Here is a 13824-nt window from a genome sequence, read left to right as displayed (position 1 = left end):
ACCGCAGTCAATCTGCGGTTTTTTTATAAATATTCAAAAGTTTATAAATGTGCTTCCAGCATTTTGCGCATATTGGTATGCGCATCGATTACCGTCATAAAGGTATAGGCCCCAATAAACTTGCGACTAATAAACATGAATTCCTTGGGGGGCACACTAAAATAGCGTGAGGCCATGGATTCTCCTGCCTGCTTGATCACGCGGGCATGCAACTGGCTCTTGCGCCAGTCATATTTGCCATCTGCATCCATAATACCCGGCGGAAGATCAGGATTGTTTTGTAGCGAGCTAAAGCTTTCTGTCGCCAGCAGGAATACCTTGGCCATACCAGGTTTAACGCTGGCAGGCATTTGATCAAAGAAACTATAACCCTGCATGGCATCAACCATTTTATTAAGGTCATGCTGATAACCTGCCACGATCAGGCCGCGTGCTACATTTAATAAATTCTGGTCAAACTGGCGAATAGCCCCAAAATCCAGTAGCACAATCTTGTCTTCGATTTCCTTGCCATTGCCCAGACGTACCAGATAATTGCCAAAGTTAGGATCAGTCTGCATTTCGCCCCATTCAAAGATTTCACGAATGGTCACTTCAAGAGAGGCTTCACCCAGCTTGTCACGCCGTGCTTGCGGCAGCGATAACATCACCGGACTGTTGACAGGGACGCCACGTTCAAAGGTCATGCACAGCACACGGTCAGTGCAGTATTCATCAATAATCTGCGGAACGATATAACGGCCATCATCTTTTAAGCGATCATAAAAACGCCGTGTGGTATCTGCTTCCATGTGATAGTTGACTTCGCGGTGCATCATCTCCCGCACTTCTTCAAACCATTCATCAAATTCACGGGTTTGCGGTACCATACGGGTGAGCTTGAGCATATTGCGGAACAGGCTCATGTCTGAATCAATCGCTTCGGCTACACCGGGATACTGAATTTTTAGTACCACTTCAAGCCCATCAGATTTGCGAATAGCACGATGTACCTGTGCCAGTGAAGCAGTGCCTAATGGTTCATGGTCAATGGTTAAATTATCCAGCTTGGCACCCAGTTCATGACGCAGCTGCGTCTTGATGGCAGGCCAGGATAGGGCAACGGTATTATTATTTAAGGTATGCAGCGCTTCTGTAATTTCTTCTGGCAAAAAATGTTCGCCGTACAGCGCCATCATCTGGCCAATTTTAACAATCGAACCTTTGAGCTTACCAATTTCCTGTACTAGATAATTGGCTTGTTCGCTCATGGCTTGTTTGCGTTTTTTACTTTTGGTTTCTTCATTGGCAAACATGCTGCTGGCATTGGCAGTCGCCCAGCGGGTTCCAGCAACAAACGAGGCTTTGGCAATTGAAAAGCGGCGATCAAAAGCAGACGTTTTAAGCTGGTCAAGTTTATCTGAACGATCAGACATATTTGCGTTATCCTCAAACTAAAATGGGATGTAGTGCTCATTTAAAAGACTTGTTATTTTAGTGAAAGAAGCAGAACCCTTCAGTAACAAATCAGTGTCTGTTAAAGCGCTTTGGTGTTTTCAAGTAGTTGATTTAACCATTTTTTGCAATAACAGCACGGCAAAAAGAAACCGCTTTTAACACAGCAGGTCAAAAGCGGTTCTGGTATTGTAACAAAAATGCTAGGCAAGTTTTATGCTTACAGCACATATATTATTAATAGGTTGCGGCAGGTTCAGTAGTACTTACCTGAACAGCAGGCGCAGTCGGGGGAGTATAAGGCTTCGCTAATTCCTGAGAAGAGCAATCCATCTTGCCAAACTGACCAGCAACACAGTTTTCAGTTTGAGCTTGCTGTTGTTGGCTTGGAGGAAGTTTAAAAATCGCTTGTTTGAGACCCACAATCACAATTAATAAAACTAAAATAATCCATCGGGGTAATGGCTCACTTCCTGTATATTTCGCAAGCAAGTCCGGTTTGACTAAACAGGCTAACGTTGCCCAAAACAGCACATTGAAGATAATTATTAATAGAATCATAGTAGTATCAATTCAAAGTATCTACCTAAAAAATTAATAAAAAGCTTATAGTTTTAAGCAAATATCTTATTATTCCGTCTTAAAATTGATGAACAGATTTTAAGACGGGTATAACCATGAACAATACGGGTTAAGCTCAGGCCTTTATTGAGCGCTTTTTGTTTCCCGCTCAATCGCACGATAACCAATATCACTACGATACTGCATACCATCAAAAGTAACCTGTCCACACACTTCCAGTGCCGCAATCTGTGCTTCAAGTACATTATCGCCCAGTGCAGTCACACACAGGACACGGCCACCGCTGGTGAGCACATGACCATCTTCACTCAGCTTGGTGCCTGCATGGAAGATCTTGGTGTCTTCAGGTGACTGATCCAGACCCGCAATCACGTCATTGGTTTGGATATCGCCAGGATAACCCTTGGCAGCCAGCACGATTCCTAAGGCACGGCGCTCATCCCACTGGGCGTCCTTTGGCAAATTACCAGCAATACCAGCCTCCACCAGCTCTACCAAAGAGGATTGCAAACGCATCATGATCGGCTGGGTTTCAGGATCACCAAAGCGGCAGTTAAACTCAATCACACGCGGCTGGCCTTGCTCGTCAATCATCAGGCCGGCATATAAAAAGCCGGTGTAAACATGACCATCTGCTGCCATGCCATCCACGGTTGGACGCATGACCTGAGTCATGACTCGTTCAAACACATCCGGTGTAACCACAGGCGCTGGGGAGTACGCACCCATACCGCCAGTGTTTGGCCCTTGATCCTGTTCGAAAATACGCTTGTGGTCCTGACTGGTGGCCATTGGCAAAATGTTATTGCCATCAATCATGCAGATAAAGCTGGCTTCTTCACCGTCCAGAAACTGCTCGATCACCACGCGGGAACCCGCATCGCCAAACTTGTTGCCTGCCAGCATGTCATCAACTGCGTCAAAGGCTTCCTGTTCGGTCATTGCAACAATCACGCCTTTACCGGCAGCCAGACCATCTGCCTTAATGACAATGGGCGCACCATGTTTTTGAATGAACGCCTTGGCAGTTTCTACTTCGGTAAACACATCATAAAATGCGGTAGGAATATTGTGGCGCTTTAAGAAATGCTTGGCAAAGGATTTGGAGCCTTCCAGCTGTGCGGCATACTGGGTTGGCCCCCAGATTTTTAAATTTGCTGCACGGCAAGCATCAACTACACCGTTAACAAGAGGTGCTTCCGGCCCAACAATAATCAGATCCACATTGCTGGTTTTGGCAAACTCAACAATAGCAGCATTGTCCAGAATATTTAAATCTACGTTTTTGCACTTATTTTCAAATGCGGTTCCAGCATTGCCCGGTGCAACAAAAATCTGGCTAACGCGTTCGTCCTGCGCAGATTTCCATGCCAGAGCATGTTCACGTCCACCACCGCCTAAAATCAGAATATTCATTTTATTTATCCTTAACTTTAAATCCCTTCCTGCTGTATCAAAGCTAAACTCTTTTTAAAAGGGAGAAGCATCAAAATTCTAATAAAATCATAGAATTTATGGCAAGTCCCCCCTGAGAAGGGGGATTTAAGGGATTTTAAATATGATTGACTATAAATTAATGACGGAAATGGCGCACGCCGGTAAATACCATTGCAATGCCATGCTCATCAGCTGCTGCAATGGTTTCAGAATCACGCATTGAACCACCCGGCTGGATAATGCAGGAAATTCCGACGGCTGCTGCATTATCGATTCCATCACGGAACGGGAAAAATGCATCAGAGGCCATGACTGCATCTTGAACATTTAAACCGGCATGTTCGGCTTTAATCGCAGCAATACGGGCAGAATTCACACGGCTCATTTGACCTGCACCAATACCAATGGTTTGACGCCCTTTGGCATACACAATGGCATTGGACTTCACATACTTGGCCACTTTCCAGGCAAAAATCAGGTCATGGATTTCAGCTTCGGTTGGTGCACGTTTGGTCACGACCTTTAAGTCAGCTTCACTAATAATGGCCAAATCCTGATCCTGTACCAGCAAGCCACCAGTCACACGTTTAAAGTCTAGCTGGCTGGCACGCTGGTCAAGTGCAGGCAATTCGCCACACACCAGTACACGTACATTTTGCTTGGCTGCGGTAATTTCCAGCACACCGTCTTCAATGGCTGGCGCAATAATCACTTCAACAAACTGGCGATCAATAATGGCTTTGGCAGTGGCTTTATCCAGTGTGCGGTTAAAAGCAATAATCCCGCCAAATGCAGATTCCGGATCAGTGGCATAAGCCAGATCATAAGCAGCAGAAATACCATCCAATGATACCGCTACACCACATGGGTTGGCATGCTTAACGATCACACAGGCTGGCTTGGCAAATGATTTAACACATTCCAGCGCGGCATCGGTGTCAGCAATATTGTTATACGACAGCTCTTTGCCCTGCAATTGCTTGGCAGTAGAAACAGAAGCCTCTTTTGCATTGCTTTCCACATAAAAAGCAGCAGTTTGATGCGGATTTTCACCGTAGCGCAGGTCTTGTGCTTTAACCAGTTGCAGGTTAAAGGTACGGGCATAGCGGTCAGCAGCTTCATCGGCCTGCTTGTTAACGCGCGCACCTAAATACTGGGCAATCATGCCGTCATACTGGGCAGTATGTTCAAAGGCTCTTACCGCCAGATCAAAACGGGTAGCATGCGACAGGGTTTTACTAGCCTGTAGCTCGCTAACTACAGTGCTGTAATCACTTGCATTAACAACAATACCTACAGATGCGTGGTTTTTAGCAGCAGCACGCACCATGGTTGGGCCGCCAATATCAATATTTTCAATCGCATCTTCAAGTGAGCAGCCCGGTTTTGCGACAGTCTGGGCAAAGGGATACAGGTTAACAATAACCAGATCAATGGGCGCAATGCCATGTTCCTGCATGACAGCTTCATCCAGCCCCCGACGCGCTAAAATACCCCCATGAATTTTGGGGTGCAGGGTTTTAACCCGGCCATCCATCATTTCCGGGAAACCTGTGTGTTCAGAGACTTCAACCACAGGAATATTATTTTCCTTTAATAGTTTATAAGTGCCACCCGTAGACAGCAGCTCAATGCCAAGCTCATTAAGCTTTCTGGCAAATTCAACAATACCGGTTTTATCGGATACAGAAATTAAAGCGCGTGAGACAGTCATATTTCGTAAAAATTCAAAAGGTTGAAGAAAAAGCTTTAAAGCAGTGACTTAAAAACGATAACTTGAATATCGCTAAATAAGCACGGCCATTTAAAAGTAAAACCTAAAGAAAAATGCCTGTGAAGGAGTCACAGGCACTTGTTCATATCAGGGCTTATTCGCTCATCAAACCATGAGTTTTAAGCTTTTTACGCAAAGTACCACGGTTCAGACCCAGAATTTCAGCAGCACGGGTTTGATTACCACGGGTGTATTCCAACACGACAGAAAGAAGCGGTTTTTCCATTTCAGCCAAGACCATGTCGTACACTTGAGAAGGCTGTTCGCCTTGCAATTGTGCAAAATAATGACGTACTGCACGATCAACATGGATACGTAATGCCACATCAGACTGAGCAGTAAAAATAGGGGACTTGCTATTCATGGTTAAAAATCCAAAAACGAAACCACACGGTGCAACAGTAAAACTGTGCAGGTTAAAAATTCATCAGCGTGAAAATGCTTTAACACAGGTAGCGAGCAAGCAGGTTTGCCAAAAATTTTAAGCATAAAAATAATATTTTTAAGGTCATGGCGAATAAAAAACAAGCAACAAAACCAAAGTTAAGTTGGTTAAATGTTAATCAGCCAAAAACAACAAAAAAATATTGTATTGCCCGCTTAAGGTTAAGCAGGAAAATACGTCAGACTAAACGCTTAAAAATTTGCAAAATACAATACGCTATTTGCGAAAGAGCACTGCCACAGTGCGGCGCTATAATAACACCATGTCAAAGCTTACGGCAGCCCTTGCGCGTTTTTTATCCAAAATAAATCGCTTGATTTTTACTGCCAAATTATGGCAGTGCTATAGCACTCAAGCCTTGCAATTAATGGTATTGCGGCTCGAGGCTAAAGTTTTGAATGTCGGCGCGACGGGTTTTGATGGTGAACTCAACCGGATAGGGTGTTTTAGTGGCCAGGCGAGTCAGGGTTTTTAGGTTATCCGGCAAGTATTGACGTGGCTGGATAATCTGGCTGGCAACCGTTTTACCATCACGCTTGAAGCTTAGACGCAACGCAGGAAATGGCTGGCTTAAACTGGCACTATTGCTAAGCTGTGCACGAAAGGTAGTTTCGCCCAGGCTGTTATTGGCGATCAGCTTAACCTTTTTGATATGTAGCTCATCTTCATTCATGTAAGGAATCTGGCAGCCAGTGATACTACATAGTCTGGAGATATAACCTGAGGTCTTGGGGTCCATGGCCATATGTTCAAAGTTAAAGTAAATATACTGGCCAATCAGCAGGAATACCATCAGTAAGGACATTAGGCCCCAGCCAATAAAATAAAATGGATTATATTTTACTGTAGTGGGTCTTAAGATCCGGTGGCTGGCTGGTCTGGGAGCAGCTGTATTAGTGACGCCTGCTTTCGGGGTGGTACTTGGCATGGTGACTGCGCCAGTCCGGTTTAAAAAGCTCAGCAAGTCTTCATCATGATCAACGGGTGGCCGCTGTAGTACACCTTCAGGCGAGGGTGTATAGGGTGGTGGCGCAGGGGTAACCACAATGGGTTTCAGTTCGGACTCAATATTTACCACTGGTTTTTTGTCTTCTTCCAGCAGATCATTGATCCAGCTGTCATCAGCCCCAGCATGCAGTTTTTCCACATCATTGAGTTCCTGCTGCTTTAACACATCAATATCTTCAAAAGTATCATCCAAAAACTGCTGGTTAAAACTATCACCCAGGAAAGGTGATTTTTGCTTATTGTCAGGCATCGGTAATTCATCATCCTCAAATAAGCCGGCATCATCTGAAAACAGGAGCTGTTCTTCTACTACGGGAGCTACCTGCGGTTCAGCAGGAAATTGCTCAGGCATACCTGCTTCAGGAGGGAGCTGGGCAATATCGGCAAATACTGAATTAGATTCCAAAGCAGTCTGCTCAGGGAAAATATGTTGCGGCGCTGGCTGCGTGGAAGATTCAATATTGCCAATGCGTCCGGCATGTGCAGGCTGGGTTGGTACAGCATAGCTACTCATTGCGCGGGTAACCTGCTCTGGCTGTTCAGGAACCGCCAGGTTAGGTGTTTCACTGGTGGCAGGAAGAATAACAGGAGTTGGCGGCGTCACACCACCGGCGGTTTCAGCACCATACTGCAAAGGCTTTACCGGGTTATTGGGCAGTACCATATTGGCCGTTGCATCAAAAATCTGATGGCACTGGCCACAGCGAGCCTGGCCGCGATAAGCATTTAATTGCAAGGCTGTAATGTAGAATGCACTATGACAAAAGGGACAGCGTGTCTGCTTGACTGTCATTTGTACCCAACTCCATGTCTGTCATTAAAATTATAGTTTATACAGATGCCAATCTTTCCCCAGATAAACGACACCAGTTTTCTTCTCTCTGACCAAGTGTATGCAAATTAAACCATTTTGCATAGCTTTGTCTTAAGTCTTCAACCTGTTCTTCGATAATACCGGCCATTGCAATAAGGGCGTGTGGTTTAGCTAATGTTGCAAAGGTTGGCGCCAGATGCATAAGTGGGCCAGCCAGAATATTGGCAACAATCACATCAGCTTGTAAATCTGGGAACTGTTGCTCAAATTCTTCAGGCAACCCTGTCCAGATTTTATCTTCAACCCTGTTTAATTCGGCATTTTGCTGGGTGGATAAAACGGCTTGTGGATCAAGATCAACTGCATAAACCTGTTTTGCACCCAGCAGCAAAGCAGCAATGCCCAAAATGCCGGAGCCACAGCCATAATCAATCACAACTTTGTCTTTTAAATCCTGTTTATCCAGCCATTGCAGGCACAAGAAAGTACTGGCGTGATTCCCAGTGCCAAACGCCAATCCCGGATCAAGCATCAGGTTAATGGCATTTTTATCTGGCGGGCTTAACCATTCAGGCACAATCCATAAGCGTTCACCACACTGAATGGGTTCATAATGATCCATCCAGGCACGCTCCCAGACTTGTTCTTCCAGATAGTCATGGCGAACATTGGCACCGGGCAACTGGGTGGACAAAAAGCCTTCCAGTTGTGCGGTGTCAGAATCTTCATAAAACAGGCCAGTCACAACAACCTGATCCCATAGCGGCATTTCACCCGGCAATGGTTCAAGCAGGGCCTGATCCTGTGCATCATCCAGAATAACGCTCACTGCACCGAGCGATTCCAGCAGCGTTTCTGCCAGTTGAACCTGATCCTTGGTAACTGTGGCACGAACTTGTAACCAACGCATAACTATCCCCAATCTCTATAAAAATTAAGTGCTAAGGCACAATGATTTTGCATTTATCCAAGCTATTTAAGCCAAATACCAAGCTGTATTAAAAAGGGCTGACTAATCAGCAAAAAATCCTGATCAAGCAAAGCCATTAAATTGATGTGACTTTAAACATAAAGCATTTTAGGTAATCTGCTTCCGGCATGGAAAGCAGGCGAGGATGATCCGCTGCGGGACGCGCCTGATGAATGAGCTGAACCTGCTTGTTTTGTCGTCTGGCAACCTGCTGCACAATTTTAAGCAATTCATCGCTGGTCATATGCAGCGAACAGGAGGCAGAAATAAAAATACCACCCTCATTAATGCGTTTGAGCGCGTGTTCATTGAGCACAAAATAAGCCTGACGGCCCTGTTCAAAGTCACGGCGCTTTTGAATCAGGGCAGGCGGGTCAAGCACGATTACATCATAGGTGGTGTTGTCTTGTGTTTTGAGATAATCAAACGCATCGGCACAAATGGTTTGTACATTATTCAGCCCATTAAGCTGTGCATTAATCCCAATCTGGTCGATGGCTTTTTGCGAAGCATCCACACATGTCACTGTTGAGGCACCATGTTTTGCTGCCTGAATGCCCCAGCCTCCAATATAGCTAAATACGTCCAGTACAGATTTGCCTTTAACACAAGCATTAAGCCATTGGCGGCCATCACGGTGGTCAAAAAACCAGCCTGTTTTCTGGCCGTCTACAGGTGCCTTAAACTGTACGCCATTTTCAATCAATTCAATGTCATTAAACGGTGCGCCAACATGTTCGGTATATTCGGGCAGTTGCTCGATATGGCGACCTTTACCATCATTTTTAAACAGGATTTTGCAATCTTGCCCAAAGATTTCCTGTAAAGCTGCAACCAGCTCAGGTTTGGCGTGTTCAATGGCTTGTGTGCTAATTTGCGCAACAAGAATTTCATTAAAGCGGTCAATCACGATACCCGGTAGAAAATCACCTTCGCCAAATACCAGGCGATAATAGGGCTGCTGAAAAATGGTGTCACGCAAAGCCAGTGCTGCCTGAATCTTCTGGCGAAAAAAAGCCTGATCCAGCACGCTTACTTCATCAAGGCTCACAATACGCGCGCAAATCAGGGATTGTGCATTAAAGCTGGCCGTGGCAATAAATTGGCCGCGATAGTCTTCCAGATGCACCAAATTGCCAGAGATGGCTTTTAGCGGGGTGACTTGCGTCTCCACTTCATTGGAATAGACCCATAAATGACCATCACGCAAGCGTTGCTGTTCACGTTTTTTGATGCGTAAGCGCGGTAAACTCATGGGTAAATCCAGGCAAAATACTTAAGTCCGACAGTATAACGGCTCTTGAAGCGATTAGTGACACTATTGCAGCCAAAAGGACATCAATTGACTGCTATGAAGGCTAGAACAGACTTACTCCATTACCTTATCAAAGCATAGGCATTTTTTGGGCCTGGACTTGGTATCAGCTTTTTGTCTCGTGGACTGTAATTTTTGAGTGAATCTGGAGGTACTGCTGTTAAGTGTTGACAGGAATTGCCAAGGGCAGCTATTTATAAAGTTTGAATTTTGATTGATGGGTGGGACAGCGATGGCATATTTTGGTTTATGTCCTTACTGTAATAAAAAGCTTATTTTTAGTACTAAGGGTGTTCAAAGAAATCATCAGGGGCAGAAGATGTGCCCTTATTGCAAGCATTTATTAGCAATCAGTTTGTGGTTTAAGGCTTATGTGGTTTGTGTGGGTATATTGTTTTTGTTCTGGATAGAATACCTTCAAGATCTATGGCTATATAAAACCTCCTTAGTGTTTTGCCTGTTATGGATAGGAGGTTTTATAGTTTTTTGGCTATGCCCTTATCAGCGGGTTAAAACTTAAAACAATTAAACCCCTATTTACCTATGCTTAAGCCCTTAAATCCTATTTGGATACAAGCAGTCTGGCTTAAAATTTAACCACTGATATAGTTTTGCAGCTGGTCAATCAGGCTTTGTTGTTCTGCCATTACATTTTTAACAAGATCACCAATCGAAACCAGTCCGGTCAATTTATCATTGTCAACCACAGGCAGATGGCGCAAATGCTTATCAGTCATCAGTTTCATACAATGCTTGGTGCTGTGCTGCGGCGTAACGGTTAGCACGGCGTGGGTCATGATGTCTGAAACCAACGTGCTGTAGGATGAGCGCTCCATCAGGGCCACCTTACGGGCGTAATCGCGCTCACTGATAATGCCAACCACCTTGGAATCTTGTGTCACCACCAGTGCGCCAATCCCTTTGTCTGCCATGAGGGTAAGGGCTTCAAGCACCGTGGCATCCGGCGAAATGGTGTAAATATCCTGATTGGCTTTATTGTTTAAGATATGAGCAACGGTTTGCATGGTTGTTTTCCTGAGCTTGGCTTTAATAAATGACAAATGGCCTTGGCTGCTTCATCATTACTATAGGTTTTAATTGATTTTATGGAAAATGAAAAGCAGGCAAAGTAATTTATATTAAGTTTTTAACGCTCATTTCAGGTGGCTGATTTTTATGTATATTACTGTATGCAATTTCGGCGCTTGATCAGCATATCCACGATATTTTTGCTTTAATGCGAGTAATTATAAAAAACAGAAATTTGCCTGCTGGGCAATCAAAAAATAAAATCCCTTACGGGAAGGGATTTTAATAAAAATTATTTATCAATAAATTTGTTGCTGCCTGATTTTAATCCATCTTTTGCTTTAAAAAATCAGTGCTAGGAAAACTTAGTCCAGGCTGGCCACATAGTCATCAGAAGATAACAGTGCATCCAATTCACTTGGGTTATCAGGGCGAATTTTATAAATCCAGCCTTTGCCATACGGGTCAGTGTTAATAATTTCCGGATCATCTTCCAGCGCCGGGTTGATTTCAACCACAATACCTGAAACTGGGGCATGAATATCGGAGGCTGTTTTTACCGATTCCACCACGCCAGTCGGTTCACCTGCGGTTACCGTGCTGCCCACTTCAGGAATTTCAACATAAACCAGATCACCCAGCGAATCCTGAGCGTGATCTGAAATACCAGTAACGATCAGATCATCTTCCTGTCTGGCCCATTCGTGAGTGCCGGCATATTTCAGCTCGCTAGGATGATTCATGATGTAAAACTCCCTCAAATGTATTTGTCCCCAAAAGAGGACTTCAAAGTCTGGCGCAAGTGTAGCGTTTGTTTTCTACAAATTGTAGCCCCAGTGTTTGGAATGATTCTAAAAAATTAGCCATACCCAGTGATATTACCTTGTTTTGCCTAATAGATTTTACAGATAAGGGTCTTTACGCCAGTTGCCCGGCGTGCGGCCAGTCCAGCGCTTAAAGGCGCGGGTAAAGTTGCCAACATCGGAGTAACCCAGCTCATCAGAAATCTGCTCAAGACTATAATCTGAACGTGACAATAGTGAGACCGCATGACGATAACGTACTTCATCCACCACATTGGAATAGGATGTGCCTTCAGCAGCCAGCTGGCGCTTTAGCGTGCGGTCTGACATATGCAGCATATCGGCAATGGTTTCAATGGTCGGGTAGCGGTCATTACATTGTGTGAGCAAGTCGCGCACTTTCATGGCAATACGTTTGCGTTCACCGAGTGCCGAAAGCTCAGCTTCGCACTGATTAATGGCAATCTGACTGGCAATTGGATCGGCATTGATGAGCGGCAAGCTCAAATAGCTTTTATCAAAATAGGCTACCAGATGCGGCTGGTTAAACTTGATATTGGCATTGATCATTTTTTGGTACTTTTCAAAATCCTTTGGTTGTGAAAAGTCACATTCAATATCTGCATAAAGTTCTTTGCCAGTCAGTGCTTTACCCATGGTTAAAATGCCTACAGTTAGGGCAATAAGGACTTCCTGCCGAAGCGGTTCAAGGTTAAGTTCATCACAGGTGAGTTGCAGGCGTGCTTTGGGTTGCATGGTAGAGACATGCAAATGAATAAACGGCACCCGAATATGAATAAAACGTGACGCGAGCATTAAGGCTTCAGTGACATTGGATGCGCTCATGATGGCATAACCAATAAAACCATGAATGGAAATACGCATCTGTGTACCAATATGATAACCCAGACTGTGTTCGCCAGTCAGTTCAATGGCGTGCTTGAATAACTCATTGGCTAACGGCAAGGCTATTCTAAAACTGGGTTCTGCCAGTTTTTCACTGCTCAGGTTAAATGGTGAAAAAAGGGTATGTTCGCTAATTCCAAAGCGTGACACTACCTCGAGTAACAATAAGCCGTATACACCTGGAATACCGTTATCTGGGCGGGCAATTGGTAGGGTCATGTGTTATCCATTTCTATTTCAGCATGCAGAACATAACCAGAGCAAAATAACATGGTCAATGGCATAAAACATCAGCAAAATTGCTGATTGTTAGACAATTTATTCCTTAAATTGACTTTACAAAAGGTGCTTTAAGTGCTGTTTGACCTATTTTAGCCACGTTGTCTAGAAAAAATCTTAAGCTGATTTAAAAAACCTTCAATAAAGGCCTGCTTGATATCTTGTTGGCGATAGGCAGCATATAAAGTCCGGCGTAATCCTTTATCCTGCTTGCCTGTCTCAGCAAATGGAAAGCGGCGACTGACCACCCAGCCTTTCTGTTCGTAGTCTTTAACCACCCAATCGGGTAAGGCAGCAATGCCACGACCGCTGGCCACCAGCTGAATAAGCATGGGTGTCAGTTCCGTGGTTCGGATATGGCTGGGCTGTAATTCATGTAAGCTTAAATACCCGGCAATAATATCCAAACGGCTGGGTTCTACCGGATAAGCAATCAGGGTTTGTGCGGCAATATCTTGTGGAGTAATGTTCTGCTGTTGCACGAGCGGATGATTAGGTGAAAGCACCAGCCTGGATTCATAGTCAAAAACAGGCTGATAGGCCAAACCGCTAAGTTGCAATTCATCAGCGGTAATTAAAATATCAATATCACCTTGCTGGAGCTGCTGGTGTGGTTCGGGTTCAAACCCATTGGCAAAATCAAGGTCAACATCGGGGAAATCCTGACGGTATTGATTGAGCACAGGCATAAGCCAGTCAAAGCAACTATGGCATTCCGAAGCAAGCAGCAGGCGCCCGGTCTGGCCATGCGCCATGCGTGACAGCTCAGTGCGGGTATTATTCACCAGTGGCAATACCTGATCAGCCAGTTCCAGCAGACGTAAACCAGCTGGTGAAAACTGTAAAGGGCGGCTTTTGCGGCTGAGCAGGCTTAAATCCAGCCATTGTTCCAGTTCGCGTAACTGATGCGACAAGGCAGAGGGGGTAACATGAATATGTTGGGCAGCGCCAACCAGTGAACCATGTTCACGCAGGGCTTGCAGGGTTTTTAAGTGTCTAAGCTCAAGCATGTCTAAAAAATAAATAAT

Annotated in this window: 12 protein-coding genes; all 12 read right to left on the bottom strand. The window is 44.7% G+C overall.

Features of this window, described 5'->3' with window-relative positions; genetic code table 11:
• Nucleotides 1-41: 41 nt before the first annotated feature.
• On the bottom strand, nt 42-1415 hold the full coding sequence (locus E2B99_RS14355) for an ABC1 kinase family protein (protein ID WP_134246015.1): 1374 nt from the start codon (nt 1413-1415) through the stop codon (nt 42-44).
• A gap of 256 nt (nt 1416-1671) precedes the next feature.
• Nucleotides 1672-1995 carry a hypothetical protein gene (locus E2B99_RS14350; protein ID WP_134246013.1) on the bottom strand — a complete coding sequence of 108 codons (324 nt, stop codon included), beginning with the start codon at nt 1993-1995 and terminating at the stop codon, nt 1672-1674.
• Nucleotides 1996-2139: 144 nt separating this feature from the next.
• Complete coding sequence (purD, locus tag E2B99_RS14345) at nt 2140-3432, bottom strand: phosphoribosylamine--glycine ligase (RefSeq protein ID WP_134246011.1); 1293 nt, start codon at nt 3430-3432, stop codon at nt 2140-2142.
• Nucleotides 3433-3589: 157 nt separating this feature from the next.
• Complete coding sequence (gene purH / locus E2B99_RS14340; protein WP_134246009.1) at nt 3590-5167, bottom strand: bifunctional phosphoribosylaminoimidazolecarboxamide formyltransferase/IMP cyclohydrolase; 1578 nt, start codon at nt 5165-5167, stop codon at nt 3590-3592.
• Nucleotides 5168-5321: 154 nt separating this feature from the next.
• Nucleotides 5322-5591 (bottom strand): DNA-binding transcriptional regulator Fis, encoded by a 270-nt coding sequence (fis, locus tag E2B99_RS14335; protein ID WP_026470630.1) that lies wholly within the window; start codon nt 5589-5591, stop codon nt 5322-5324.
• A 445-nt stretch (nt 5592-6036) separates the two neighbouring features.
• Nucleotides 6037-7473 carry a zinc-ribbon and DUF3426 domain-containing protein gene (locus tag E2B99_RS14330; RefSeq protein ID WP_134246083.1) on the bottom strand — a complete coding sequence of 479 codons (1437 nt, stop codon included), beginning with the start codon at nt 7471-7473 and terminating at the stop codon, nt 6037-6039.
• Between the two features lie 37 nt (nt 7474-7510).
• Nucleotides 7511-8404: a 50S ribosomal protein L11 methyltransferase gene (gene prmA / locus E2B99_RS14325; RefSeq protein ID WP_134246008.1), complete on the bottom strand. Its 894-nt coding sequence runs from the start codon at nt 8402-8404 to the stop codon at nt 7511-7513.
• A 136-nt stretch (nt 8405-8540) separates the two neighbouring features.
• Nucleotides 8541-9719, bottom strand: coding sequence for a class I SAM-dependent rRNA methyltransferase (locus E2B99_RS14320; RefSeq protein ID WP_134246006.1), 1179 nt, complete (start codon nt 9717-9719; stop codon nt 8541-8543).
• 653 nt (nt 9720-10372) lie between these two features.
• Nucleotides 10373-10804: a CBS domain-containing protein gene (locus E2B99_RS14315; RefSeq protein ID WP_134246004.1), complete on the bottom strand. Its 432-nt coding sequence runs from the start codon at nt 10802-10804 to the stop codon at nt 10373-10375.
• A gap of 369 nt (nt 10805-11173) precedes the next feature.
• The gene (gcvH, locus tag E2B99_RS14310; protein WP_134246002.1) at nt 11174-11551 is read right to left on the bottom strand and encodes a glycine cleavage system protein GcvH; all 378 of its coding nucleotides are present in this window, start codon (nt 11549-11551) and stop codon (nt 11174-11176) included.
• A gap of 159 nt (nt 11552-11710) precedes the next feature.
• Nucleotides 11711-12736 carry an AraC family transcriptional regulator gene (locus tag E2B99_RS14305; protein ID WP_134246000.1) on the bottom strand — a complete coding sequence of 342 codons (1026 nt, stop codon included), beginning with the start codon at nt 12734-12736 and terminating at the stop codon, nt 11711-11713.
• Between the two features lie 152 nt (nt 12737-12888).
• Nucleotides 12889-13806: a LysR family transcriptional regulator gene (locus E2B99_RS14300; protein WP_134245998.1), complete on the bottom strand. Its 918-nt coding sequence runs from the start codon at nt 13804-13806 to the stop codon at nt 12889-12891.
• Between the last annotated feature and the right edge of the window lie 18 nt (nt 13807-13824).

The sequence above is a fragment of the Alkanindiges illinoisensis genome (assembly GCF_004377485.1).
Taxonomy (GTDB): Bacteria; Pseudomonadota; Gammaproteobacteria; order Pseudomonadales; family Moraxellaceae; genus Alkanindiges; species Alkanindiges illinoisensis_A.
This window is presented reverse-complemented; position numbering and strand designations above follow the sequence as displayed.

Bases quoted from the DNA above. Each gene is read 5' to 3' on its own strand.
- E2B99_RS14355 (WP_134246015.1), bottom strand. From the start codon at position 1,415: ATGTCTGATCGTTCAGATAAACTTGACCAGCTTAAAACGTCTGCTTTT.
- E2B99_RS14350 (WP_134246013.1), bottom strand. From the start codon at position 1,995: ATGATTCTATTAATAATTATCTTCAATGTGCTGTTTTGGGCAACGTTA.
- purD (WP_134246011.1), bottom strand. From the start codon at position 3,432: ATGAATATTCTGATTTTAGGCGGTGGTGGACGTGAACATGCTCTGGCA.
- purH (WP_134246009.1), bottom strand. From the start codon at position 5,167: ATGACTGTCTCACGCGCTTTAATTTCTGTATCCGATAAAACCGGTATT.
- fis (WP_026470630.1), bottom strand. From the start codon at position 5,591: ATGAATAGCAAGTCCCCTATTTTTACTGCTCAGTCTGATGTGGCATTA.
- E2B99_RS14330 (WP_134246083.1), bottom strand. From the start codon at position 7,473: ATGACAGTCAAGCAGACACGCTGTCCCTTTTGTCATAGTGCATTCTAC.
- prmA (WP_134246008.1), bottom strand. From the start codon at position 8,404: ATGCGTTGGTTACAAGTTCGTGCCACAGTTACCAAGGATCAGGTTCAA.
- E2B99_RS14320 (WP_134246006.1), bottom strand. From the start codon at position 9,719: ATGAGTTTACCGCGCTTACGCATCAAAAAACGTGAACAGCAACGCTTG.
- E2B99_RS14315 (WP_134246004.1), bottom strand. From the start codon at position 10,804: ATGCAAACCGTTGCTCATATCTTAAACAATAAAGCCAATCAGGATATT.
- gcvH (WP_134246002.1), bottom strand. From the start codon at position 11,551: ATGAATCATCCTAGCGAGCTGAAATATGCCGGCACTCACGAATGGGCC.
- E2B99_RS14305 (WP_134246000.1), bottom strand. From the start codon at position 12,736: ATGACCCTACCAATTGCCCGCCCAGATAACGGTATTCCAGGTGTATAC.
- E2B99_RS14300 (WP_134245998.1), bottom strand. From the start codon at position 13,806: ATGCTTGAGCTTAGACACTTAAAAACCCTGCAAGCCCTGCGTGAACAT.